24 protein-coding genes are annotated in these 24,393 nt (G+C 46.5%); 7 read left to right on the forward strand and 17 right to left on the reverse strand.

The genetic code is table 11. From position 1 onward, the window contains the following. Positions 1-95: 95 nt before the first annotated feature. The 3 genes from ACT89M_RS27380 to ACT89M_RS27390 form a co-directional block, all read right to left on the reverse strand. The gene (locus tag ACT89M_RS27380; RefSeq protein WP_154889975.1) at positions 96-1,412 is read right to left on the reverse strand and encodes an MFS transporter; all 1,317 of its coding nucleotides are present in this window, start codon (positions 1,410-1,412) and stop codon (positions 96-98) included. A gap of 292 nt (positions 1,413-1,704) precedes the next feature. Beyond that, positions 1,705-2,349 carry a bifunctional 2-keto-4-hydroxyglutarate aldolase/2-keto-3-deoxy-6-phosphogluconate aldolase gene (locus ACT89M_RS27385; protein ID WP_154889973.1) on the reverse strand — a complete coding sequence of 215 codons (645 nt, stop codon included), beginning with the start codon at positions 2,347-2,349 and terminating at the stop codon, positions 1,705-1,707. 95 nt (positions 2,350-2,444) lie between these two features. Beyond that, complete coding sequence (locus tag ACT89M_RS27390) at positions 2,445-3,242, reverse strand: IclR family transcriptional regulator (RefSeq protein ID WP_111271245.1); 798 nt, start codon at positions 3,240-3,242, stop codon at positions 2,445-2,447. 286 nt (positions 3,243-3,528) lie between these two features. Between ACT89M_RS27390 and ACT89M_RS27395 the strand changes: the two genes are divergently transcribed. Continuing rightward, a complete protein-coding gene (locus ACT89M_RS27395) occupies positions 3,529-4,119 on the forward strand; it encodes a P-loop nucleotide/nucleoside kinase family protein (protein ID WP_253499229.1) in 591 nt (196 codons plus the stop codon). Positions 4,120-4,256: 137 nt separating this feature from the next. Here ACT89M_RS27395 and ACT89M_RS27400 read toward each other — a convergent pair whose 3' ends face one another. Next, the gene (locus tag ACT89M_RS27400) at positions 4,257-5,318 is read right to left on the reverse strand and encodes an LCP family protein (RefSeq protein WP_341181370.1); all 1,062 of its coding nucleotides are present in this window, start codon (positions 5,316-5,318) and stop codon (positions 4,257-4,259) included. A gap of 112 nt (positions 5,319-5,430) precedes the next feature. Between ACT89M_RS27400 and ACT89M_RS27405 the strand changes: the two genes are divergently transcribed. Continuing rightward, the gene (locus tag ACT89M_RS27405) at positions 5,431-6,405 is read left to right on the forward strand and encodes an aldo/keto reductase (RefSeq protein ID WP_308722588.1); all 975 of its coding nucleotides are present in this window, start codon (positions 5,431-5,433) and stop codon (positions 6,403-6,405) included. Positions 6,406-6,541: 136 nt separating this feature from the next. On the opposite strand, the gene ACT89M_RS27410 is transcribed toward ACT89M_RS27405, so the two are convergent. From ACT89M_RS27410 to ACT89M_RS27420, 3 genes are all read right to left on the reverse strand, one after another. Next, complete coding sequence (locus ACT89M_RS27410; protein ID WP_154889966.1) at positions 6,542-7,003, reverse strand: MarR family winged helix-turn-helix transcriptional regulator; 462 nt, start codon at positions 7,001-7,003, stop codon at positions 6,542-6,544. A 143-nt stretch (positions 7,004-7,146) separates the two neighbouring features. Next, on the reverse strand, positions 7,147-7,824 hold the full coding sequence (locus ACT89M_RS27415) for a TIGR00266 family protein (protein WP_090921470.1): 678 nt from the start codon (positions 7,822-7,824) through the stop codon (positions 7,147-7,149). Next, entirely contained in the window at positions 7,821-8,219 is a 399-nt protein-coding gene (locus tag ACT89M_RS27420; protein ID WP_090921468.1) for a winged helix-turn-helix transcriptional regulator, read from the reverse strand. Before ACT89M_RS27420 ends, ACT89M_RS27415 begins: the two co-directional genes overlap by 4 nt. Before the next feature lie 168 nt (positions 8,220-8,387). On the opposite strand from ACT89M_RS27420, the gene ACT89M_RS27425 reads away from it, so the two are divergent. Together ACT89M_RS27425 and ACT89M_RS27430 are read left to right on the forward strand one after the other, a co-directional pair. Further along, entirely contained in the window at positions 8,388-9,608 is a 1,221-nt protein-coding gene (locus ACT89M_RS27425; RefSeq protein WP_251508176.1) for an MFS transporter, read from the forward strand. A gap of 207 nt (positions 9,609-9,815) precedes the next feature. Beyond that, the gene (locus ACT89M_RS27430) at positions 9,816-10,658 is read left to right on the forward strand and encodes an aldo/keto reductase (protein WP_221790061.1); all 843 of its coding nucleotides are present in this window, start codon (positions 9,816-9,818) and stop codon (positions 10,656-10,658) included. 44 nt (positions 10,659-10,702) lie between these two features. Here ACT89M_RS27430 and ACT89M_RS27435 read toward each other — a convergent pair whose 3' ends face one another. From ACT89M_RS27435 to ACT89M_RS27475, 9 genes are all read right to left on the reverse strand, one after another. Then, a complete protein-coding gene (locus ACT89M_RS27435) occupies positions 10,703-10,882 on the reverse strand; it encodes an aspartyl-phosphate phosphatase Spo0E family protein (protein WP_154889962.1) in 180 nt (59 codons plus the stop codon). Positions 10,883-11,118: 236 nt separating this feature from the next. Beyond that, positions 11,119-12,522, reverse strand: coding sequence for a transcriptional regulator (locus ACT89M_RS27440; RefSeq protein WP_154889960.1), 1,404 nt, complete (start codon positions 12,520-12,522; stop codon positions 11,119-11,121). A gap of 271 nt (positions 12,523-12,793) precedes the next feature. Continuing rightward, positions 12,794-13,840: a pectinesterase family protein gene (locus ACT89M_RS27445; RefSeq protein ID WP_154889958.1), complete on the reverse strand. Its 1,047-nt coding sequence runs from the start codon at positions 13,838-13,840 to the stop codon at positions 12,794-12,796. Further along, positions 13,837-14,949, reverse strand: a complete 1,113-nt coding sequence (locus ACT89M_RS27450; protein ID WP_154889956.1) for a glycoside hydrolase family 88/105 protein — start codon at positions 14,947-14,949, stop codon at positions 13,837-13,839. Before ACT89M_RS27450 ends, ACT89M_RS27445 begins: the two co-directional genes overlap by 4 nt. A 357-nt stretch (positions 14,950-15,306) precedes the next feature. Then, entirely contained in the window at positions 15,307-16,275 is a 969-nt protein-coding gene (locus ACT89M_RS27455) for a LacI family DNA-binding transcriptional regulator (protein ID WP_154889954.1), read from the reverse strand. Between the two features lie 38 nt (positions 16,276-16,313). Continuing rightward, entirely contained in the window at positions 16,314-17,909 is a 1,596-nt protein-coding gene (locus ACT89M_RS27460) for an extracellular solute-binding protein (RefSeq protein WP_154889952.1), read from the reverse strand. Positions 17,910-17,989: 80 nt separating this feature from the next. After that, on the reverse strand, positions 17,990-18,871 hold the full coding sequence (locus tag ACT89M_RS27465) for a carbohydrate ABC transporter permease (protein WP_090921438.1): 882 nt from the start codon (positions 18,869-18,871) through the stop codon (positions 17,990-17,992). A gap of 29 nt (positions 18,872-18,900) precedes the next feature. Beyond that, positions 18,901-19,818: an ABC transporter permease gene (locus ACT89M_RS27470; protein WP_308722587.1), complete on the reverse strand. Its 918-nt coding sequence runs from the start codon at positions 19,816-19,818 to the stop codon at positions 18,901-18,903. A gap of 430 nt (positions 19,819-20,248) precedes the next feature. Next, on the reverse strand, positions 20,249-21,133 hold the full coding sequence (locus ACT89M_RS27475; protein WP_487344947.1) for a helix-turn-helix domain-containing protein: 885 nt from the start codon (positions 21,131-21,133) through the stop codon (positions 20,249-20,251). 112 nt (positions 21,134-21,245) lie between these two features. Between ACT89M_RS27475 and ACT89M_RS27480 the strand changes: the two genes are divergently transcribed. The 3 genes from ACT89M_RS27480 (at position 21,246) to ACT89M_RS27490 (ending at position 23,349) form a co-directional block, all read left to right on the forward strand. Next, complete coding sequence (locus ACT89M_RS27480; protein ID WP_308722586.1) at positions 21,246-21,941, forward strand: MFS transporter; 696 nt, start codon at positions 21,246-21,248, stop codon at positions 21,939-21,941. Beyond that, positions 21,938-22,477, forward strand: a complete 540-nt coding sequence (locus tag ACT89M_RS27485; RefSeq protein ID WP_308722585.1) for an MFS transporter — start codon at positions 21,938-21,940, stop codon at positions 22,475-22,477. The genes ACT89M_RS27480 and ACT89M_RS27485 overlap by 4 nt, the downstream gene beginning before the upstream one ends. 86 nt (positions 22,478-22,563) lie before the next feature. After that, complete coding sequence (locus tag ACT89M_RS27490) at positions 22,564-23,349, forward strand: ABC transporter ATP-binding protein (protein ID WP_308722584.1); 786 nt, start codon at positions 22,564-22,566, stop codon at positions 23,347-23,349. Between the two features lie 181 nt (positions 23,350-23,530). On the opposite strand, the gene ACT89M_RS27495 is transcribed toward ACT89M_RS27490, so the two are convergent. Next, the gene (locus ACT89M_RS27495; protein ID WP_308722583.1) at positions 23,531-24,259 is read right to left on the reverse strand and encodes a class I SAM-dependent methyltransferase; all 729 of its coding nucleotides are present in this window, start codon (positions 24,257-24,259) and stop codon (positions 23,531-23,533) included. Positions 24,260-24,393 lie beyond the last annotated feature (134 nt).

Genomic DNA, 24,393 nt, shown 5'->3' on the forward strand with positions numbered 1-24,393 from the left:
GATGCTTATTTATAGAAGCAGCGTGGAGATATCAAAAAAAACGATTGAACTATACTATGGAAGGTAATTATAGAATGTCATTTTCGTTAATCGACTCAATGCGTCGGTTTAGGGATGGGTTTTTTCAAAAATACACCGTAGGACAATGCACCCAGAAGCAGCAAACCTGCGCCCAGCAAAAATACATTGTTAAAGCTACCTGTCGTGTCCAGAATGTATCCGGTTACAACAGGAGCAAGCGCAGCACCCAGGAATCCGCCAAAGTTCTGTATTGCACCCAAGGAGGCTACTTGTTCACCCGGAGCAATGTCTGCAGCCAGTGTCCATATGACACCTGATGGTAGTTGCGAAGCAAAGTAACCAACAGACAATAGAACGATGCTCACGACCGTACTATCGATGAATGGGATAGGCGCTACCGACGCTGCGGCCAAAATAGCTCCACCAACGATAGGAACCTTACGAGAGGTCACTGCATTTACTCCTTTTCGAATGAAAAAGTCCGAGATTAATCCGCCCAGCAGTACGCCGATAATTCCGGCTACAAACGGAATCGAGGCAATCCACCCCGTCTCCTTCAACGTAAAGCCCTGCTCCTTCTCCAAATAGCTTGGAAGCCATGTCAGGTATACCCAGATCGTAAACATAATACCGAAGTTTCCGATGATCATAAACCAGGTGCTTTTGTGTTTGAACAAAGAACCCCAGTTTGCTTTGGGAGCATCAGCGGTTTTTGCTTTATCCGTACCTGTGCTCTGTTCAGTCGCAGCCTCCGGTCCTTTGATCAGCTGTTTTTCGGCAAATGTCGGATCACGATACACTTTGAGCCAGATTAGCATAATAATCAGACCAATGACACCGACAAAAATAAACATCCCTCTCCACGTCATCGTTAACATTAGAACCGTCAAAAGCGGTGGTGCAATAGCATTTGCAATCTGTGATCCCGTGTTAATAATGGAGGTTGGCAGTCCCCGCTCACTCTTGGCAAACCAGCGCTCGGTTACCTTCAAACCCGAAGTGAAAAAGGGAGACTCCGATACACCAAGCAGCATCCGCATCGCGTATAACAGAGAATACGTATTGGTAAACGCACTGAGTATGGTTGCGACAGACCACAGTCCAGACGCCCAGGTAAACATCTTTTTAGGTCCGAATTTGTCCACGAGCCAGCCAGCTGGCAGATTAGCCAATGCGTAAGGCCACAAAAAGGCGGATAACAGCAAACCCATCTGTGTGGAAGATAGCCCGAATTCCGCTGCTATCGTTGTATTTGCAATACTTAGATTAGATCTGTCCAAATAGTTTACGATAGCACCCAGGAGCAATAATAAAATGATGCCCCATCTCAAACCTACTTTTGGTGTTTGAGGTACCGAAGCAGGGGATGGTGATGGTTTTAATGTTGCCATGGAAGTCACTCTCCTCAACATACATAAATATTAAATTACTCATATTATATATAATGAATAAATATGGAAATTATAGGTTTGAGCAAGCGCTGCTCTTCCCCCAACAGGGAAAGATTTTACTGAAGTATACGTTTTCATAACTGGTTAAAAACGCTCTATATCTCTGTGGTTGTCCCAACACGCTCCAGACCTTCGTCCCCCTGCATACTCACAACGACCAGCGTAGTGCAAAATCCTGGTCGCTGTGAACTTCGTTTACCTATGCACGGGTTATCCGATCTGCTTGGGTTAATTAGCGCGCAGCAGCTACCGCCTGCAGAAACTCTTCAGCAGCCTTCGTTACTCGTCCGTAATCACCGGAATCCTTGGCTGCTTTGGTGATATAACTGCCGACACCAACGCCAACACAGCCAGCTGCAAGCCACTCATGCACATTTTGCGGCGTAACTCCACCCGTAGGCGCAATCGCAGCTTGAGGCAGAGGCGCAGACATCGCTTTTACATACTGCGGCCCTACAGCTTCTGCCGGGAACAGCTTCACGATATCCGCTCCCGCTTCAAGTGTCTCTACGATCTCCTTGGCAGTGAACGCCCCACTAACGGTTACGGCCTGGTAACGGTTAGCCACCTTGATCATATCAGGGTTGAGTTGAGGACTTACCAGCATCTCTGCTCCAGCCAGTATAGCAGCTCGCGCCGTTTCCCCATCGAGAATTGTACCTGCACCGATCAGAATGCCTTGGGAAGCATATTTACGTGATAAAACCTTGATCACATCGAGCGCTCCCGGTACACTCATCGTGATTTCAAGTGCCCGGATTCCTCCTGCGATTGCAGCTTCTGCAACGGATAGTGCCTCTTCTTCACTTTCTGATCGAATAATCAGTACAATGCCGGTTTCGGCAATGGTGTTCAAGTTCTCCAGCTTACGCCACATATCTGTATCCCCCTTAACTCATATGTCTATATAAATTGAACTAAAGATTTTACACAATTCACTCCGATGACAAAATAACCTCTCTCCACATCGCCTTACTCTTGTCTTTGCGGATACAAGCGATCACCGCTGTAGCCCAGTTGACCTGAGAGCTTCCATGCGGCTTCTTTAACCAGCTTTACAATGCTAGCCTCACGTTCCGGGGTCATTCCAGAATACATACTAGCTACACTGATTGCAGCCACTGGCTCGTCCCACTGATCATAGACAGCAGACCCGATGCAATACATCTCCAGATGATCCTCACGGTCATCGATAGAGTAACCGCGCTCACGAATCTCCTGCATGTCCTGCAAAATATCGGGGACCGTCACTTTGGAGTAGGATGTGCGCGAAGGGATCTCGCCTTCTCCCAAAATCTCCAGTACCTTGCTGGTTGGAAGAGCTGCAAGCAACGCCTTGCCCAGTCCGGTCGTATGCATATACCGGCGAGAGCCCAGCTTGGCCGTTGGACGCATCACGGAATAACTCTCCGCTTTGTCCAGATATACAATCCTTCCCTTGTCTTCAATGCCAAGAAAGGCGGTACTGCCTGTCTGACGATTCAATTCCTGAAGCAAAGGCCGGGCCATATGGGGAACTCCCATATTGGACAAATAGGCCATACCTGTCTCAAATACTGCAATGCCCAGGCGATAGGTCTTGAGACGTACATCGTCCATTTCAATAAACCCTTTGTGCAACAACGTCTGCACGAGTTCAAACCCGCTGCTCTTGGGCATGTTCATCTGTTTGCATATTTCATTCAGTGTTAACGGAGCACCACTTTTGGCAAATAAAACGAGTAAATCCGCTACACGCTCCGCAGATTTATTCATGCGAATATTGTCCATGTTATCTCCTTCAAATTCTTCGACGTCGAAGTTCGCATATGTGAACTAATTTCACATCACCGAACGATGCCCTCATTATAGATCAGGCCTTCAGAAAATATCAACCGCTTTCCCGAACTTTTTTCCGAATTCTTTTTTCTCCAAAAGGGATTGTTTTTCTGAGAGAAACAGTTTACTCTAGAAACGAATGTTCACCAACGCGAATAAGGTTCGTATATGCGAACTTTATGAAGAGTAAAATCTATTCATGATCGATATGATCCTGATCATCTGTAGGGGGAAGCACATGAAACCTGTACTGATTTTTCTAATTGGCTCCGCTGGCTCGGGTAAATCAACCATTGGCAAGAGACTAGCCACCGAGCATCAGTTTTGTTACTTGGATAAAGATGTTTTGTGTAACACGTTTACAGGCAAACTTCTGGAAACGCAAGGGTATTCTCCTCACGATCGTGACGGCAACAGCTATTACCGCGATATCGTGATGGATCTGGAGTACGAAACGTTACTCAACGTAGCCAACGACAATCTGCAACTAGGCAGATCGGTTATTCTGGATGCGCCTTTTGTTGGTTATTTTCATAAAAGCGATTACATTGATGGGTTGGTTTCCACGTATGGATGGGAAGAGGTTATTCCTGTTGTACTCCGGGTCGATGTAAATATGGACGTGCTTGAGCAGCGCTTGCGAAGTCGAGGACTGGAGAGGGACAGATGGAAGCTGGAGCACTGGGATACTTTTGTGCAAGGATTGAAAGCCAACGTTTGTACGTGGGAAAATATACAGCTTGTCTCTGTTGATAACAGTTCAGAACATTTGGACCTGGAGCGGCTGACTTCACAGTTGCCCTTAGCTGTAACCTCACTTGGTTCTTAAGGAAGCAAAAAAGTACACAGAGAGCATCTGCCCTGCTGTGTACTTTAGTGTACTTTAGTGTACTTTAGTGTCCTTTATCTCATCATCAGCAAAACGCGAAGCCCTATTGCTCCATATGGCTCCACATTGCTGCAAACCTAGTTTTTATCTGATGTATCGCTTTTTTCTACTGTGCCGCTCTCATCCGTCGATTCAGGTTCGATAAGCTGCGTTGTATTCGGGTCAAGCCAGCTCGTAATCATACCGCGCGCATAAGTCAGATCTTCATCAGACAGGTCATAATACCACGTACCGCTACGCATCTTCCCATCACCTTTCAGCATGTAATTGCTGATAGTTGGAATGCTGTCCTTCATATATAGAGACTCGGCAAAATTCACAATAAAGTCCGATTTCATATTTGTTGTAAAATTCGATCCGGCAATCTTGATGATGTCCGGGATTTTGGTCAGATTTTTGACCTCCATCGCACGATTCATGAAGCTACTTAGGAAAATCCGGTGACGCATCGTACGGTTGAAATCGGAATCTTCCCGATAACGCACATATCCCAGTGCTTCTTCGCCGTTATAGATCGGTTTGTTAGCTTGCACGAACAGCTTCTCATGCGCTTTACTTTTGTTCTCGATATCTTTCTTAATTGGCAACTCCACGCCGCCCACCGCATCAACAATGTCCTTCAAACCGTGAAAGTTAATCGCCGCATAGAAATCCACTTTGTTCTCCAGCAGCTTCTCCACCGTATCCATCGCCATTTTGGCTTCGCCGTGGGCATAAGCCGAGTTGATCTTGGACTTCACATCACGACCCACAATTTCAGTGTAGGAGTCACGCGGAATGGATAACAATAACACTTTATTATCCTCTGGACGCACGACAGAATAGATGATCGTGTCCGAACGGCTTGGCTCATTATCCCGCTGGTCAATGCCCAGCAACAACAATGAAAAAGGATCGGTATGTTGAACAACAGGCGCATCCTTATCCCCTGCGGCTTTATACGAATCATCCAAAGCTTCCTTCACCGTACCTGAGGCGAACAGGTTAAATGCCAGCACAACGAGTTGTTTCTGATAGATGAATCCGATGCCTCCGAGCACAATCAATAAACTCAGTATGATGATAAGGGGCTTCTTCCATTTTTTCTTCGGTTTCTTCGGCTTCCGTCTAGTTAAATGTGCAGCACTGTTTTCCATCATATCTCCTTTAGTTGCGGTTTCTTCATTCATTTAACTATATTAATAACACGTTTTCAATAGATTACGTTATAATCGGCTATACAAATACTGGACACCAAAGGAGCGATGAGAGATGGATTATCGACGTTTAGGCAACAGCGGTCTGCGCGTATCGGCACTGGGACTGGGCACAAATGCATTTGGCAAAAGAGCAGATCAGGCCGCCTCGACCCGCATTCTTCATGCAGCGCTGGACCGTGGCATCAACTTTATTGACACCGCCAACATCTATGCTGGCACAGAATCAGAACGCATCATTGGACAGGCACTGGCCGGTCGGCGGGAAAACGCTGTGCTTGCAACCAAAGCCGGCTTGCCCCGGCATGATGGTCCCCATGGGCGCGGTTCCTCGCGCTACCATCTACAGCAAGAGCTGGAACATAGCCTGCGGCGTCTGCAGACGGATTATGTTGATCTGTACCAGATCCATACCTTTGACCCGCATACCCCGCTGGATGAAACCCTGCGCACGCTCGACAACATGATTACGTCCGGCAAAGTGCGCTACATCGGCGCCTCCAATTACGCCGCCTGGGAGCTAATGAAAGCCCTCGGCATTAGCGAGATGCGCGGATATGCGCGGTATATCTCCACGCAAACCAGTTACTCGCTCGCCGATCGAACACCTGAGAACGAACTCGTTCCGCTGTGTCTCGATCAAGGTGTAGGCATTATCCCGTATTTCCCTCTGGCTGGCGGTATCCTGACGGGAAAATACAATGGACAAGCCAGTATTCCGTCTGGCTCCAGAGCAGATACCGACCCGTCGTTCAACCGCTTCTTGCTGGAACACAATATTCGGCTAAGCGAGCAGGTAAGTGCCAAGGCAGAGGCCGCCGGTTGCTCTCCAAGTACACTATCCCTCGCCTGGCTATTAACTCGTCCGGCCGTATCCACCGTAATTGTAGGAGCCACGCAGACGGAGCAGCTGGAGCACAATCTGGCCAGCCTCGATCTCAAGCTTTCGGGTGAATTGCTGACTGAACTGGATCAGCTGAGCGAGGATTTCCGTTATGGCCAGCCATTCGCATCCTACAGACTGGATTAGATTTTAATGACAAATAAACCTTCCAACCTTACATGGTTAGGGAGGTTTATCCATTTTTCGTCATTTTTCGCGCAAAATATATCATGAATTCACTCATGTAAACGTAAGCCGCTGATGAATCAAAATGTAATCCGTATTAATGTTCTGCTCTATTCCGAATAAACTCCTGCATGATTTCCATATAACCCTCTTTACGATCCGCGAGAAGTTCGAAGAAGTTTTTATCCGATTCCTCCACGAGATTCATGCCTTCAATCGCCAGCCTTGTGCCTTCCGGTGTTGTCGTAATGATATTCGCCCGTGTATCCGTCTGATGACGCTCACGCTTAACGTAACCTCTTTTTTCGAGGGCTCGTAACACTTGGGAGGTAACATTAACGTCTACATTGGCAAAATGAGCAATCTGTACCTGGGTAACTCCCTTGCCTTCCAAGTCACGCTCATTAAGCCATAAACAAGTATGCAATAAAATAAATTGGGGCTGTGTCAGATCAAGGGGCTCTAATACCCTGCGCACTTCCTTCTGCCACATCGTTGTTACCTGCCATAACAGATATCCGGGACTATCTTGCGGATTCGTGTATCGTGAGCTTTTCATTGTTCTACCTCCGTGATGTACGATCTTGTGCAACAGAGATGTATGTATATATCATACATGGTATAACGAATCTGTTATAATAACGCTTCGAAATACACTTCCGTTGCATCTCTATTCATTCATCTATGAAATAATATAACGATTTATCGTGTAGGAATAAACTGTTTTATCCATTGACCAAATCCCTGCGGATTTCGACTCTGAATCAAGATGGTGCCCTCTCCTCGAAAACGGCAAACCAACCCTTCCCCACTCGTCACACTGGACAACCAGCCTTGGGATGCTTTTTCGATGCGATAATCAACGTAATGAGGCCAAGCCACCAAGTGAGCATTATCGACAATAATCTCTTCGCCAGCAGCCAATTGTATAGGATGTATCGCACCATATGAGGACAGAAACACAGTGCCTCGTCCACTGATTTCAATTATAAAGAAGCCTTCTCCGGAAAAAAGACCTTTTTTCAGATTCTGCATTTTGGTATTCACCTGAATGCCTTCTGTTCCTGCCAGAAATCCGTCTTTCTGTACATAGAGAGAGTACGAGCCATCCAGTTCTACAGCCTCCACACTGCCCAGAGTTGATGGAGATAACAAAATCTCCGCGCTTCCCCCGGCGGCCGTCAATTCCTGAAAGAAAAATTTCTCTCCACTCAGCATACGGCCAAATCCGGCGAGCATACCGCCTTCTGCTGATCCTTTGAGTTCAACGGTAGGCGACATGGACACCATGGCTCCACTTTCAGCCTTGAAACGCTCTCCACGCTGTAAATCTACCTTAAGCATAGCAAATGCGCCGTCGTATAGAATTTCGTATTTCACGGTTTCATCAGCTCCCTGTCATTGTCGGTAGTAAAGTCATTGAGTCCATTATCCTCCAGCACGGCTGCTTTGTCGCCATATTCCTTGATGATATGCTGGTCACCCCAATTACATAGTGCGGTCAGAATGGGCTCTAAACTCCGGCCGTATTCACTCAATTCATACTCTACCTTGGGTGGCACCTGATTGTACACGATTCTTTTTACAATGCCGTCATTCTCCAGCTCCCGCAGTTGCTGCGTTAACATCTTTTGGGTGATTGCGGGCATGATACGCTTCAGATCACTGGTTCGTTTCTTTCCATGTGTCAGGTGACAGAGAATAACACATTTCCATTTGCCGCCAATAACCTCCAGCGTTGCTTCAACAGATATATTATATTTTTTGCGCTCCATCGTTGTCTTCCTCCCTGATGCATCTATGATTTGCTTCCGTTCATGCTAATGTACAGGCACCAAAAAGTACGTAGGGTACTAAAAAGTACGTACTGTTCATGTCATACCGAATAATTCATAATAGCATTTGCCGGTAAGCAAATCTACATTCTAGGAGTTGAACAGGACATGCATCATGAGACAAAACACAGCACTTGGGCGCTACTGGCACTAGCAATCAGCGCTTTCGCAATCGGTACGACGGAGTTTATCAGTGTAGGACTCTTGCCACTGATCGCAAATGATCTTCATATTAGTGTATCTTCAGCAGGGCTAACCGTTACCATATATGCTCTGGGTGTGATGTTCGGTGCACCGATTCTAACATCACTTACATCGGCTATATCACGCAAAACGTTGCTGCTCGCGATCATGTTGGTTTTTATTGCCGGTAACACCCTTGCATCATTATCCACCGGGATTACTGTACTTCTTATCGCACGGGTGATATCTGCTCTCGCACATGGCTTGTTCATGTCGATTGGCTCCACCATAGCAGCTGATCTGGTACCAGAAGGCCGCAGAGCAAGTGCTATTGCCACGATGTTCTCGGGACTGACCATTGCAACGGTAACCGGTGTGCCTATCGGTACATTCGTAGGCCAAAATCTTGGCTGGCGGGCAGCCTTTATCCTGATTGCGGCTGTTGGCATCCTTGCCCTGATCGCTAACCTCTTGCTTGTGCCCTCAACGTTACAACGTGGTACACGTACACCCTTTCGGGATCAGGTGAGACTCGTAACACGCGGTCGTCTGATGCTTGCTTTTATCATCACGGCTGTAGGCTATGGAGGCACATTTGTCGTGTTCACATACTTGTCTCCGCTATTGCATGACATCAGCGGTTATTCGGATCAAACGATCGCTATCATTCTGCTGTTGTACGGTGTGGCCATTGCCATTGGTAATATGATTGGCGGTAAAGCAGCCAACCGCAAGCCATTGAAGTCACTTCTTGTCATGTTCATTGTGCAAACGATCATCCTTGGCATCCTGTATTTCACCGTTCCATTCAAATGGGCTGCACTGGTGACCATTATGGGCATGGGCTTGCTTGCTTTCATGAATGTACCTGGTCTTCAAGTCGTTGTGGTTACACTCGCAGAAAAGTTTGCACCGCAAGCCAAAGATGTCGCGTCAGCTTTTAATATTGCTGCGTTTAACGGGGGGATTGCTATAGGTGCCTATCTGGGCGGAGTCGTGAATGACTCCATCGGTTTGATCCATACCACATGGGTCGGTGCATTAATGGTGCTTATTGCGGCAATCCTGACGATATGGGCGCAACATCTTGAACAGCAAGTTACGACAAACTCAGACAGGTTGGAACCAAACCCTGTTAAGGTTTGATCTGGAAGAAAAGCACCTTTCTCGTTATAGATCAGAGACCGCTCGAATCCGTATCCGGCCTCATATTATATATCGACAGACTATATACGTTACTATATAGATTGGACGTTATTTGATCTAGTATGATTTAATTTTGTATCATGAATTGTTGGCAATATCACTTTAAATAGAAATATAAACAGATTTCAAGGAGGATTTCTCATGACAATAGCAAAAAATCTACAATCGACTACAACATTGCATAACGGTGTTCACATGCCTTGGTTTGGCCTAGGCGTATTCAAGGTCGAAGAGGGATCAGAACTGATTGAGGCGGTGAAAAGTGCAATCAAACACGGTTACCGCAGTATCGACACAGCAGCGATCTACGGCAATGAAGCAGGAGTTGGACAGGCCATCGCTGAGGCATTGCAAGAAAACGGGTTAAAGCGCGAAGACCTCTTTATTACCTCTAAGGTATGGAATGCTGATCTTGGATATACGGAAACACTTGCCGCATTTGATACCACGATGAACAAGCTGGGACTGGAAGTTCTCGATCTATACCTGATTCACTGGCCCAAAGCCGGCAAATACAAGGGTGCTTGGAAAGCCATGGAGGAATTGTACGCAGCAGGCCGAATCCGTGCAATTGGCGTAAGTAATTTTCAAATTCATCACCTGCAAGATCTGATGCAGGATGCACAAGTGAAACCGATGGTCAACCAAGTGGAGTACCACCCGCGTCTAACGCAGGAGGATTTAAAATCATTTTGTAAGCAGCATGGCATTCAGCTTGAAGCCTGGTCACCGTTAATGCAAGGCGAATTGCTGGACAACGCGGTACTCACGGAGATTGCTACATCCAAGAACAAGTCTGTCGCTCAAGTCATCCTACGCTGGGATCTGCAAAATGGCGTCGTGACCATCCCGAAATCCACGAAAGAGCATCGGATTATCGAAAATGCTGACATATTCGACTTTGAGCTGTCCACTAAGGAGATGGAACGGATCAACTCATTGAACGAGAATGTGCGCGTAGGTCCGGACCCGGATAACTTTGATTTTTAAAACTTAAAAACTACATCTCTAAACCGTCAAGCAAAGTCGATTGTTCATCCATCGGCTTTGTTTTTTGTTTCATCCTCTTCGTTAAACTGGTTAATCAGTTTATCCAGGATCACGGACTGCCTGATTACCTCAGGGTGTAGAAATCCGTTATGTTCCTTCGCCAGTTCATGCAGCCGTCTTCTAGCCCGCTCTATTCTCAACTGTATAAGCATGCTTCTTTTCATCAAATTCAGCCCCTCTGAACTATTTTAGAATTTGATGTCAGATAATAGAATATTACTTTAAAGGCACAAAAAATATTTAGAAATAAAAAAAGCGTTTCCTCAAATTAGAGAAACGCTTCCCTTATTCTAATGAACCTACATTATACAGTCCCAACGATCTCTCAAGTAGGTTTTAAGTACCCCACCCGTGCCCCATTGTATTTACAATAATAGGGATAGACTCAATAATAGCAAAACTACATAGCACCAAGCAGTATAACATTTTTTTTAGCATTGAGTTGATACACCTCTCTTGATAGTTTTTTAAATATTTCCTTTGCTGCAGCATCTGCGAAATCTCTATACTGCTCAAAAAGGGACATACAAGTAATTATATTCTTTCCACTATTTATTATAATTGATAACTTCAAAGCTTCTAATGTAAGATTTACCGCAGAAGTAAAATCTTTGTTTTCGTTGAATCGATATATGGCTAGATCAGTTAAGAAATGCACATAGCTCTCTTTCAAAATTACAGATTGATATTCACCAAACTCCGTTTTCTCCGATTGATAGGGTATATATGCTGAAAAACGATTCAAAATCCTGTCGATATTGAAATGATACAAGTTCGCCGCCTTAGTAATGTGCAGTACAGCAATGAATATTTCATCTTCGTGTAATGCTATATAATCCGTGTACTCTTGTAGAACATCCACTTCTCCAGACATCAATCGATACATGAGTGTGTTGGCATCAGCCCACTCTGTAAATTGTCCAATTATCCGTGCGGCTTCTTCGTCGTTCTCTTGTATCCAACTCTCACCGTGTGCATATAAAGCCACAAATTCTAAAGCTCTCTTATAGTCTCCACATTCCTCACTAGCCGTGGCTCGAGCCAGATAGGCATATAAAATATAATAATATATAGGTCGCCCTGTCAGTCTTTTTACCTCCGATGGCCGCACTGAGCGGCATTGTAAATCATATTGTATCGTTGCGATCCGGTGCATTTCTTTAGCTAATGTATCCACTTTCCCCCACTTATGAACCATTCCAAAAACATGCATTAGCTGCTTTAACGCTTCAAGCTGATTGGTTTCATCGAGACGATTAACATATGTCTCAAATTGGGTAGCTACTCGGACATTTTCCTCAATGTCTTCTCCTAGTTCAATTAAAAACAAACGGTACTGACACATTGCAAGACGTTCAGAATGCTGGTACTTTTCTGCCTCACACACACCTCTATACAAAATTGCCGCAGCCAAATGTTTGTTATTCTCGAATAATTCTTCAGCTATATCAAATAATATTGGAACATAAGAAAGATCTTCTAGAATACGAATCGTGACTTGCCGGATACAATCTACCCGATTAAAATCTGCACACCGAAATATAAATGGTCGAATGCGTCTGATGGAAACTAGAAACGAAAAACACTCCTCTATGTAATCATTAAAAAAATAATCTTCTGGTAATCCCATTCCATATGTAATTGCTGTAAGTTGATTCATAGATATAGGTCTATTTCCTTGTAATATGCGGCTGAGCGTCCCTGAATTTATACCTGATGTCAAAGCAAAGTGAGAGTGTTTAATATGATTATCCTCTATGTGTTGCATCAGTTTCTCGCGAATTGAATTTGTCCACCCCATCATACTCACCTCCACAAAATACAAAAAATAGGTTAAAACACCATATATATCTATACTAATTAAGAATCAACCATTGGTCAACAACAAATGTATCATCTAACAACTTCTTTTCAAAAGGGAGCTGCCTCAGGCCATTGTCCATTGAAACGCCTGGCGAGGTTCTTGGAGTGAACAAGCACCAAAGAGACTGTGTATAAATTCCTGATCGAATTTAGACACAGTCTCTGCTTTTTTTCAAACCACAGACAGATAGAAGGATCGTACATCCTTCTATTTAGTTGAATGGCTTCCAGCCATCCTCCCCTGACAAAACGAGGGACAACGTATACTCGGCTGCTTCTTCCTCCGTCAGTATGTGAGACCAAGGCACGCGCACATCTGCACGTCCGGCTCCTGGCCCGGCACTTTTATATTCGGCATAATTAACTGTGGTTTCCGCTTCGACCTTGTTCCAGTTATGCCAGCCTTCCTGTTTCACGTGCGCACCGAGCCAGCAGTTCAGGAAACAGACTTTGGAATGATTACGCCACGGCCTGCCCAGATACACCGATTGCGGAGGGGCATTACTGGTCAGATCACATTCGACAAACACATATCCGTAACGAACATCCTCTGGTGTAGAAGCCGCTGTAATCCAGCCATTCACATGTCCTTCTGCAACCTCCGCTTCCGTCAAGCGGCTCTTCGTGAAGATCTCACAACCCTTGAACACAACCGTAGCCGAGCCAAAAATAAAGTCGATATCCCCTTCGATATAACAATCCTCGAAGTACTGTCTTAACTTCCTGCGCTCGGCACCGTCACGAGGTCCGCCGAAATAACTGCGGTCCAGCGGTTGCTCAGGCAATGGTCCGGTAAAGATCGTATCCTGATGACCGATAAAACGGCATCCACGGAACACAGCACGATCCCCATCCACATAGACTGCTAGCGCCTGTCCTACCTCGCTACCTGGCCCAGCCGAATTCACGAAAGAGATGCCTTCCGCCTTGAAATCATCAGCCCCGATAAACGCTGTGTACGAATGGAATGTATGATACTGTGAACCGTCGGGAAACCGCTTGAGTGCATGGTCATCATAGGTGATGATCGTCTGCTCGGCGCCCTCACCAATCAGATGAATGCCCGGCTTATCCATGTGCAGCTTCTCAACATACACGCCTGCCTTCACTCGGATCGGAAGGCCTTGAGTACCATGATCTGGATGAGCATCCACTGCCGCCTGAATGGTTGTATAATCTCCTGATCCGTCAGAAGCAACCGTAATACAGGGAGTAGAGGATTCCATCACGAGATCCGCTGCCGAGCGTTGCTCCGTCATGGCAAACGCTCCATTTCCAGTGCGGCCAATAACAACGGAGCAACTCCCATAAAGGAATCGCTTACAATAGCCTCGCTGACATAGTAGCCGTACGAGCCATCACGATCCAGACTCAATCCTGCACCGTGGCAGATGCCATTCAACCGAACGCCTTCAGTGGTCTCCTCCATTAACTTGGACGTAAGCCCTTGCCACCCTTTTTCAGCCGCAGTTCTGAAGTGAGGTTCCAGATAACGCAAACGTACACCTTTCGCAATTGCATATACAAACATGCTTGAGCCTGAAGCCTCCAGATAGTTTCCTTTGCGGAACCCTTGATCCAGCACCTGGAACCATAGTCCGCTCTCCTGCTCTTGTACTCGTACCAAGGCGTTACACATCCGCTCAAAGATACCAATAATCGTACCCCGTTTAGGATGATTCAGCGGGAAATGTTCAACACTATCCACGATGGCCATGGCATACCAGCCCATAGCTCGGCTCCAGAAGTGCGGGGAACATCCGGTCAGGGAATCTGCCCAGATCTGCTCCTTCGATTCATCCCAGCCATGGTATAACAATCCGGTACGTGGATCACGTGTCTGGCGCTCGACCAGCAGAATTTGATGAGCTACTTCGTCAAATAACTCTGGACGCTGAAACGTCTTCGCATATTGGGAGAGAAAGGGAGAAGACATGTACAGTCCATCCAGCCACATCTGGAACGGATAGATTTTTTTGTGCCAGAAGCCACCCTCGGATGTGCGAGGCTGCCCTGCCAGTTGCGCAGCGAGCAGATGAGCAGCTTCTGCGTAGCGCCCATCCTTGGCATCATCAAGTAATGCAAACAGGTTCTTCCCTTGATTAATCTGATCCAGATTATATTCTTCCAGGGAGTAGGTTCCGATAGATCCATCTGGCTGTACATACAGATCCATATGTCTTTTCATAAAATCGATATATTCCTGCTTGCCGTATTCTTCTCCTGTTCGTGCCATAGCCATTAACGTCATGCCTTCCACGTATGCCCATCGTCCTGAAGGGAATGCATGGAAACCATCCTCGTTACATTGCTGCATAATCGTTGCTGCAATTCGCTCAGACCAGGATAACTGCGTCTGTACCTGCATCGCGTTACCTCCTAGTAGTTTGTATTGGTTCGAATACAATAACGTGTATCGAATCTGTTACTAGCCACTGCTCTCATTCTACTCATTCGTTCTAAGCTATAATTTGAACTAAAGATGTTTACACGCTTACTCCAATGACAGAACAACCTTCCAATCGCTGTTATCACCAGATTTTTTTCGATTCCCTTTTATTAAAGGGAAAATCCGGTGATAAAGGCGAACGCTTCACTTTTTCAGGTTTTTTCTGTCCTCTCCGTTGGTGTGCAAAATAATAACTCAACATGGGATAGTTCTTCATTCAATTATACATTCACTTACTACTTTTAGAGCTGAACTAGCTTTCTATTAAAGCCGGCATTACTGCCGGCACGTTGCTGTTGAATTACGCAGATTCAGCTTCGGCTGGATGACAACCGGTACATCCACCCGCTCGTCACGAATCAGGGATACGATGAGCTCTGCCGCCTGAGCGGCCAGTTCATCCAGCGGTGGACCAATGGTGGTCAATGCCACTTCGGCATACTGCATATCCGGCAGATCGTCGTAACCGATAATCGAGATATCACGCGGCACGCTGTAGCCGGCTTCGAGCAACGCCCGAAGTGCTCCCCGTGTAACGAGGTTGTTCAAGCCGATAAATGCCGTGGGAGACTCCGCGCCAAACGTATAGTTCCGAATCGCGAAATATCCGTCTTCCCACGAAGAATGCGCAGGCAACACATCGTCCTCATTGAAAACCAGTCCTGTGCGCTGCAAGGCTTCCCGATAACCCTCCAGCTTGACATGCTGCGAGTTACCGATGAATCCAATTCGGCTGTGACCGAGGGATTTCAGATGCTCCACAGCCTTGTACAGCCCCTCCTTACGATCAATCTTGATGTAAGGAGAATTCGGGGCTTCATCTGTACCGAGTACAAAACACGGCATGTTCAGGGTCGCAAACTTTTTCCAAAATGCATCCCGGTTGTCCAGTGCATAGTCCCACAGAATACAACCATCGACACGCAGCTGGCTGAACACGTCCACCCCGTCATCGGCCACAACCAGAATCATCTGATATCCTCGCTTCTTCAGCTCGGTATGCAGGCTACCCGAAATGTTGGAGAACAATGGATTGCTCAGTTCGTCCAGCACAAAACCGATGATATTGCTTCTGCCGGTGGAGAGTTGCCGGGCCAGCATATTTTTCCGGTATTGGTGTTTCTCCGCTACCGCGAGCACCTTCTGCTTGGTCGCCGGTTTGATCCGGGGATCATCATTCAGCGCTTTCGATACCGTGCTGTAGCTCACCCCCGCCAGTTTGGCAATATCTTTAATGGTAATCAAATTGAATCAACACCTCTCATATGCCTGAAACCTGTCTCTTATTTCTGTGCAGCTTTATAGCGATCGTATTGTGCTTGTCTGCCTGCGATCACCTGTTCAACATTCATGCTTTTGAGTGTCTCGATGTACTTGTCGAACTGATCGAGGCTTGCATCACCACTAATAAACTTGAAGTTCATCTCTTCTACATATGTGGTAATGTCAGGCATGGACATGCTCTCTACGCTCGCTTCATCCGGTAAAGCATACACAAACGGGAACGGCTCACGCACATATTTCTCTAATTCTTTGTCCAGCTTCGCATGCCAAGGTGCAACGATCGAATCCGCTGAATCCGTGGACTGGATGTTTGGCAGGTTGACTGGGCCAATTCCGAGCTTTTGGATATATTCATTGTCTTTACCTTTATCCGTGAATTTCTTCACGCCATTCTCTTCTGTATACGTATCATCCTTGATGCCCCAAGTGTAATATGTCTGTGCTTCATCACTGACTGCATAATCCAGGAAGCGGAAAGCCAGTTCCGGATTTTTGCTATCTTTACTGATGCCGAAGATACCACTAACCGGTGTACGTCCGATGTAGAACTGATCTCCATGTGGCCCTTTTAATGGTAGAATACCTTTGATGATCGGCTCTTCGGGCTTGTAATCCTTGAAGAGCGGGCTGTAAACCATCGACATATACCAGCTGAAATTAAACGTCGCTCCCGTTACGTCTTGCGAGATCCTTGAAGTAACCTGGTCGCTTGTGGTACTCGCGTAGTCCACCCCCAGCAGACCTTCTTTGTACAGACCATTCAAGTAAGTCAGGTATTCCTTGTAAGCAGGCTCATAATAGCTAAAGTGTACTTTGCCTTGATCATCTGCATAGAAATTGTTCGATAGATCAAGTCCAAAGGCTGGGCCGAAGGCCATGGGCACAAACTTCGATTCCATCGACAATGGAATCTCATCGGCTTTGCCGTTGCCGTTCGGGTCATCTGTTTTAAATTTGCGCAGCATCGCTGTGAACTCATCCAGCGTAGTTGGTTCAGATAGTCCCAGCTTTTTGAGCCAACGCTCATTCACCATGAATACAGGCATGTAGTTACGCGTCAGCGTTTGTTGTGGAACATAATACATTTTACCATCTGGCGTGGTTAAACTGGCTTTCACGGATGGCGACTTTTCATATATTTTTTTGAGATTAACGCCATACTTCTCTACCAGGTCATTAATCGGGATGAACAGACCGCTGTTAATGTACTTCATTAATTGATCCTGATCCGGCAGGTACACGATATCCGGGAGCCCCGTGCCGGCAGCCAGCCTCGGATTGACCGCATCCGCATAGTTTTGAGGAGGGATCAGATCCCAATCTACTTTCACACCCGCATTACTCTCAATTTTCTTAACGATGGCTGCGGTGGACAGATCCACGTTGGTTGTCCATGCGTTCGTTGCCAGGACTGACAGCTTCGCATCCGGTTGATCCGTTACCGGCCCAGCGCCGGTATAATTGAAGGCTTTTTCTGTACTCTCAGGTGTTTTCCCCGCATCGGTTCCTGCACCTGTTCCCCCGCTGCAACCCGCCAAACTGATCGCAAGTATCGCCGCAATTACACTTTTTCTTCCTGCCCCTTTGACTTTCATCCATCATTCCTCCTTGGTATGAACCCTTTTGAACTCCCTGAGTGACTTGCTTGAATGACTGTGGTGCTTGGTAATGCAATCTATCCTTTCACGGCTCCGAGGGTAATGCCCTTAACGAAGTACCGTTGGATAAATGGGTAGATCATCACGATCGGCAGAATGCTGACCACAATAGATACATAACGAACTTGAAGCGATGAAACCGCCAGTGCACCGGATGTCATCGTACCGCCCATCTTCTGCATCACCTCTGGCGAAGCCATGATGAGCACCCTTCGCAGGAACATCTGGAGCGGCTGCATATCCTGTTTGCCTAGATACAGCAAGGCCGAGAAAAAATTGTTCCAGTGGAATACGGCGTAGTACAGCGTCAGCACGGCTAGTGTAGGCTTGATAATCGGAACAGCCAGACGATATAACATCGTCATCTCATTCGCTCCATCGATGCTAGCGCTTTCAAAGATTTCATTCGGAATGCCTTCGAAGGCCGAGCGGCAGATCATCACGTTAAACGTAATTACCAGTACAGGCAGCACCATCACCCAGCGCGTATTGTACAGACCAAGCGATGTGATCAGCATGTAGACCGGAATGAGTCCACCCGAGAAATACATGGTGAAAGCAATGAAGAAGTTCAGCTTACGCCGCAGAAAAAACTGCTGTCTCGACAACGGGAATGCGGCCAGACATGTTGCTACAATGTTCAGCAGCGTACCCACAACGGTATACCAGACCGTGTTATAGAAGGAAACCCACAGTTCTTTATACTGAAGCACCATCTTATATCCTGAAAGTGTAAACCCTACAGGCCAAAGCACCACTTTCTGTTTATCGATGGCATCCACCGAACTGAAGGATATACTTACCACGTAAAGGAATGGATATAAGGTGACTACAACCGCCAGAATGGTCAGCAGGTAGACGAAGACATAGAATAATCGGTCACTTCTCGATTTTTGCATACAGGCTCTCCTTTGGATCAGTGTTTGTCTTACCAGAGTGACATTTTGGTCAGGCGGCGAGTCAGAGAATTGGCTGCAAAAACAAGGATAAAGGTGATAATGGAGTTGAATAGTCCAATAGCTGTGGCGAAGCCATAGTTCTGACCCTCGATCCCCATACGGTACACATAAGTGGAGAGTACATCTGCCGTTTCATACGTAGCCCCGTTATAGAGCAGGTATACTTTCTCGAAGCCTACGCTCATGATACCGCCGAGCGACAGTAGTAGCAGAATAACAATGGTTGGTTTGATGCTTGGCAGGGTCAGATGCCACAATTCCTGGAATTTGTTCACTCCGTCAATTTTGCCGGAGTCATACATCTCGGGGTCAATGCCCATAATGGCTGCGATGTAGATGATGGAGCTGAAACCAAAGCTCTGCCAGATGTCTGAACTTGTGAAGATGGTACGGAACCAGCTGGCATCCATCATGAAGTTTATTTTTTCCATACCGAGTCTTGCGATTAGAGTGTTGATGATACCGTCTGTTGGTGATAGGAAGTTGATAATAATGCCGGCCACCACAACGGTGGAGATAAAGTGAGGAAGATAAGTTACGGTTTGCGCGAAGCGTTTAAAGGTTCGATTCTTAATCTCTACGATGCAGACTGCAAATAGAATGGGGATGGAGAAACCGAACAAGAGTGGCAGAAAGGCCAGTAAAAAGGTGTTTCGCAATAGCCGCCAGAAGTATATCGAGTTGACGAACTGCTCAAACCAGCGCAGCCCCACCCATTCGCCACTGAACATGCCTTGACCCGGTATAAAGTTGCGAAAGGCAAGCAATACACCCGGCATGGGCAGATACATGAAGATGAGATAATACAGAAAGATTGGTGAGAACATCAGCAACAAATACTTATCCCGCCGAATCAGACTGAACAGCGTGGACATGCGTTTTTTCAACGTAAACACTCCCCTTCGTTCCAAAATTACAACGTTTGAATTTTTTGATAAAAAAAATCTGTTCCCCTGTAATACATCTGATATTAGGCTAACTCCAATTTTGTAACGACCTATAATATACCGCATAATCACAAGAAAAATTGCATTTATTCAGTCTCGTTCATGCCTCAACTATGCCTTTTCAAATCTTACATCCCCCATAATTACAACGTTGTAATTTTAATTTAAATGTATACGCTTTCATAAACTTTTTCTCATCTTAGCAGAGTCTTGAATGTTTAGCAACAACAAAATCAGGAATACCCTTTAATTTTTATAACGCCATGCCCCGAGGAGCAAACGTGAATATTGCATGGTACCCGCATTGGAAAAAGAAAAAAGGGCAGAAATAGCGTTGCTATTCCGCCCCAACATGTATTACAACGACGTATCATAACTGATTGCGAAATTGCATCGGTGTTACACCCTTAACGCGCTGAAACGCTCTGTAGAACTGACTGACGTGTGAGAATCCCAATGCAAAGCTTATTTCCGTCACTGATTCGGTTGTATTGCGCAGACAACGAACGGCTTCCTCCACACGTAAATTCAGTAGATACTGGTACGGCGTTGAACCTGTCAGCATTTTGAACGAGCGCATAAAATGATACCTGCTCTGATGTGCTACCGCTGCCATGGAGTCGATGTCCATCGGGTTTGTGAAGTCACTGTGAATATACTCTAGTACACGCTTCATATGAGGATCTATGCCCAAATTACTCCCGTTAACTCCAAGGAAATGTGGACGATTATTGCCAGAAAGCAATAGCCCCTCTGGGCTCCCGGACCATATGGAACCAGCTTCTCTTGCTGCTCTATGCGAATGCTCGGGTCCAGACAATATGCGTTCAAGATCCTGCTCTACAGACAGCTCGGTTTCCTGAATGAGCAACGGGTCCGGTTCATCCTCCAGCCCAGTCACATGCCATCCTCGGAACAGTCTGCCGATCTCTGCAGGATCAAAAGCTTGGGTGATCTGTAATTCAGAATGAACTGATCTTGAACCGCGGTCTGCTAATCCTCTTGGTAGATTACGAAACTTGATGACAATGACGGCTGCGTCTGAACCGATCTCAAAAAAGTGCTCCGTCCGGGGATGGGCGATGATTCCGAATCCAGCCTGTAATGTATATGTCTGTTGTTCCTGCACCAGCAAGCATTGACCTCTAATGGGCAGGGTTACCTGATACCAGTCATCATGCATATGAGGTTCATTGGCGAACCCGCCAGAAGCTTTCCATAACTCTAAACCATTGAATGTCATATTTAATTCCATCGTTTCTCACCTGCTGACATTATAGCAAATCGTGCTTAGATTCCAAGCACTTTTCACAAAGACAAGCTCTCTAGCTATCTTTTATTATGGATAAAAATATCCGAGGTGATCTATGATGGCTCAAGCCGCCGTAAACAAAATTCAACTAAACCACGCAGCGAACTGGGCCCTTGCAGGGGTGAGTTTCGCCCATCTGCTGAATGATGCCATGCAAACGGTTGTTACGTCAGCCTTTCCGCTGTTCCAACAAGCCATGCATCTCAGCTTCGCACAGATGGGCTGGATTGCCTTTGCACTAAACATTACTGCTTCGGTGCTGCAACCACTGATCGGCTATATATCCGATCGCAAACCCATGCCTATTCTGCTGCCCGGCGGCATGATATTTTCCCTGTTCGGGATTCTGGGCTTTGCCTTTTCGTCATCGTTATGGATGCTACTCGCATCCGCGTCGCTGATTGGTATCGGTTCATCCATTCTTCATCCCGAATCCTCACGTGTTGCCCATCTGGCAGCCGGTCGAGGGCGCGGCATGGCACAGTCCATCTTTCAGGTTGGCGGGAATACCGGACAAGCTATTGCCCCCCTACTGGTTGCTTTTGTACTGCTTCCGCATGGTCAGTTACAATTTCTGTGGCTAATGGCCTTTGCACTTATCGGCATCCTTATCCAAGCTTCCGTCAGCCGTTGGTACAAGAATAAGCTGAACGCCTCACGCCCCCATCGGACACAGTCCGTACAGCACGCGCTACATGAATCAGAAGCAACGCCTCAGCCCGTGAGTCAAAACGAATTGTCATATCCATGAGTGTTCTCATTCTGCTATTATTCTCGAAGTTTGTTTATATCGCAGCTATGACAGGATACTACGCCTTTTATTACACGGCTGTGCATCATCTGCCACTCTCGAAGGCACAGCTCTGCTTGTTTATCCTTCAATTCGCAGGCATGATTGGAACCTTGCTTGGCGGGCCACTCGCGGATCGTTACGGGCGCAAACCGATGATCTGGTTTTCCATTGCTGGTACCGCTCCGTTCTCACTACTGCTTCCTTATGCAGGCCCTGTCCTGTCTATGGTGCTATGCGGTATCATCGGATTAATCCTGATGTCGGGCTTCAGTGTTATTATCGTATACGCTCAGGAATTGCTGCCACGTCACATTGGCACAGTATCAGGATTGTTCTTCGGCCTGTCATTTGGTATGGCTGGACTGGGTTCGGTTGTCATCGGTTCTCTGATCGATGTGACCAGCATTTCATTCGTCATCCGGCTGTGTTCCTTTTTGCCCCTGATCGGCGTGTGTGCTGTATTCTTGCGCAATGATCGATCCGCTAAAGCTTAGCAAGCTATTGATACTTCCATAACAGTTCCAATACAATAAGTTGAGAAACGGAGGCGCGATATGTATCAGAGAGAAGGGATGGTTCAATGATCATTGATATACAGCATGTGACTTGGAAGAGAGAATCCCTCACCCTGCTGAACGATGTCAGCTGGCGTGTAAACAAAGGCGAACACTGGGCGCTGCTTGGCCTGAACGGCTCTGGCAAAACAACGCTCCTCAATATGATTACCGGCTACCTGTGGCCTACGGAAGGCAACATCTCGGTACTCGGTCATGAATATGGCAGTGTAGACCTGAGGGAGCTTCGGAAGTCGATCGGTTGGGTGAGCTCCTCCTTGCAAGAGAAACTATACGCTTCTGACCGCACGCAATATGTCGTGATTAGTGGGAAACACGCTACGATCGGTCTGTATGACAAACTGGCAGACGAAGATTTGAATCAGGCAATGCACTGGATGCAAACACTGGGTTGCCAGCATCTGTGGGATCGTGAGTATCGCACTTGCTCGCAGGGGGAGAAGCAGAAATTGCTCATTGCCCGTGCCCTGATGGCGAATCCACAGCTGCTCATTTTGGATGAGCCTTGTAATGGGCTTGATCTATTTTCCAGAGAGCGTCTACTGGATAGCATCAGTGAACTGACAGCACGTTCAGACTCACCTTCGCTGATCTATGTAACGCATCATACCGAGGAAATTTTGCCCGTCTTCAGGCACAGCCTTTTGCTCCGTCGGGGTGAAGTTTGTGGGTGTGGATTAACCGCTGATCTCATGACACAGGACGTATTAAGTGATTTCTTTGAAGCCCCAGTAGAAGTAGATCAGCATGGTGAACGAGTTTATGTACGGGCAGCAGCATCTAAAGGTTAGAATTATCTGTATCCAAAAGGAACAGAGTGAGGCGGAATAAACAGCAAAGCCCAAATACTTATCCACATGTGGATAGTTTTTGGGCTTTCTACTCCTATATATTGTGTTATCCACGGTTTTCTGTGTAAAACTTTCGCCAATCTGAGCATAACTTCGATTCTATGTTTGCCTCTTCCTTAGCCTACTTCAGTGCGGAGAGAAACAGAAAAAGCGGAATACGCCGTCTGCGCTGATACGTCTCTTCATTGACGAATTCTGCACGCTTAGGTGCTGATTCACGCAATTGCTCCACTCGGAATCCAGCTTCTTGCAGGGCCATGTAATACGATTCAATGGTACGGTGCATTTTTTGGACGGAACCCCCAAGCCACTGCTGCTCCCGATACCCCTCGACGAAGTATTGATCTACGATCCAATTGGTTCGTGTTCCGGAGGGTTGCAGCGTTGAAGTAATCACCGGGTGCTCTACCGAAAAAACAAAGGTTCCATCTTTTTTAAGTGCCCCATACACTTTACGAAAGAGGCTTTCAACATCCTCGATGTAGTGGATCGCCAGTCTTGAAATGGCAAGGTCATATGAATGTACAGGATACGTCCACTCTTCGAGATAAGATTGCTCGATCCGGGCATTCAATCCCTGAACGGACTTGCGGGCAGCCCGAACCATATTCGTTGAACCTTCAATACCTGTATAAGACAAGCCATTATACCTCTCGCCAAGTAGTTCTACCGCAAATTTTGCGTCTCCACAGCCGAGATCGAGAATATGTTTACCCGTAACATCCCCGACCAACTCCAGCATAACCGGTCTCTCCAACGTATCATTGGCGTTATCCTGGCCTTGCCGACGTTCCATATACGTCTCAAATACCTCATTATTATCGTAAAAATCAGAACCTCTTTCACTCATATCTGCACTGACCCCCATTCTATGAGTTATACACTAGTGTGGTTCACCCTGCTGCGGGCTATATTCTGTAAAAGTATACCGGATTAAAGCATCTCTCACCATAAAAAAAGCTGCTTGCCGGAGCCCACTCCGCA

Source organism: Paenibacillus sp. NN59, from assembly GCF_057597225.1.

Coding starts and splice junctions, on each gene's coding strand:
- ACT89M_RS27380 (WP_154889975.1), bottom strand. CDS start 1,412: ATGGCAACATTAAAACCATCACCATCCCCTGCTTCGGTACCTCAAACA.
- ACT89M_RS27385 (WP_154889973.1), bottom strand. CDS start 2,349: ATGTGGCGTAAGCTGGAGAACTTGAACACCATTGCCGAAACCGGCATT.
- ACT89M_RS27390 (WP_111271245.1), bottom strand. CDS start 3,242: ATGGACAATATTCGCATGAATAAATCTGCGGAGCGTGTAGCGGATTTA.
- ACT89M_RS27395 (WP_253499229.1), top strand. CDS start 3,529: ATGAAACCTGTACTGATTTTTCTAATTGGCTCCGCTGGCTCGGGTAAA.
- ACT89M_RS27400 (WP_341181370.1), bottom strand. CDS start 5,318: ATGATGGAAAACAGTGCTGCACATTTAACTAGACGGAAGCCGAAGAAA.
- ACT89M_RS27405 (WP_308722588.1), top strand. CDS start 5,431: ATGGATTATCGACGTTTAGGCAACAGCGGTCTGCGCGTATCGGCACTG.
- ACT89M_RS27410 (WP_154889966.1), bottom strand. CDS start 7,003: ATGAAAAGCTCACGATACACGAATCCGCAAGATAGTCCCGGATATCTG.
- ACT89M_RS27420 (WP_090921468.1), bottom strand. CDS start 8,219: ATGGAGCGCAAAAAATATAATATATCTGTTGAAGCAACGCTGGAGGTT.
- ACT89M_RS27425 (WP_251508176.1), top strand. CDS start 8,388: ATGCATCATGAGACAAAACACAGCACTTGGGCGCTACTGGCACTAGCA.
- ACT89M_RS27435 (WP_154889962.1), bottom strand. CDS start 10,882: ATGAAAAGAAGCATGCTTATACAGTTGAGAATAGAGCGGGCTAGAAGA.
- ACT89M_RS27440 (WP_154889960.1), bottom strand. CDS start 12,522: ATGATGGGGTGGACAAATTCAATTCGCGAGAAACTGATGCAACACATA.
- ACT89M_RS27445 (WP_154889958.1), bottom strand. CDS start 13,840: ATGACGGAGCAACGCTCGGCAGCGGATCTCGTGATGGAATCCTCTACT.
- ACT89M_RS27450 (WP_154889956.1), bottom strand. CDS start 14,949: ATGCAGGTACAGACGCAGTTATCCTGGTCTGAGCGAATTGCAGCAACG.
- ACT89M_RS27460 (WP_154889952.1), bottom strand. CDS start 17,909: ATGAAAGTCAAAGGGGCAGGAAGAAAAAGTGTAATTGCGGCGATACTT.
- ACT89M_RS27465 (WP_090921438.1), bottom strand. CDS start 18,871: ATGCAAAAATCGAGAAGTGACCGATTATTCTATGTCTTCGTCTACCTG.
- ACT89M_RS27475 (WP_487344947.1), bottom strand. CDS start 21,133: ATGGAATTAAATATGACATTCAATGGTTTAGAGTTATGGAAAGCTTCT.
- ACT89M_RS27480 (WP_308722586.1), top strand. CDS start 21,246: ATGATGGCTCAAGCCGCCGTAAACAAAATTCAACTAAACCACGCAGCG.
- ACT89M_RS27485 (WP_308722585.1), top strand. CDS start 21,938: ATGAGTGTTCTCATTCTGCTATTATTCTCGAAGTTTGTTTATATCGCA.
- ACT89M_RS27490 (WP_308722584.1), top strand. CDS start 22,564: ATGATCATTGATATACAGCATGTGACTTGGAAGAGAGAATCCCTCACC.
- ACT89M_RS27495 (WP_308722583.1), bottom strand. CDS start 24,259: ATGAGTGAAAGAGGTTCTGATTTTTACGATAATAATGAGGTATTTGAG.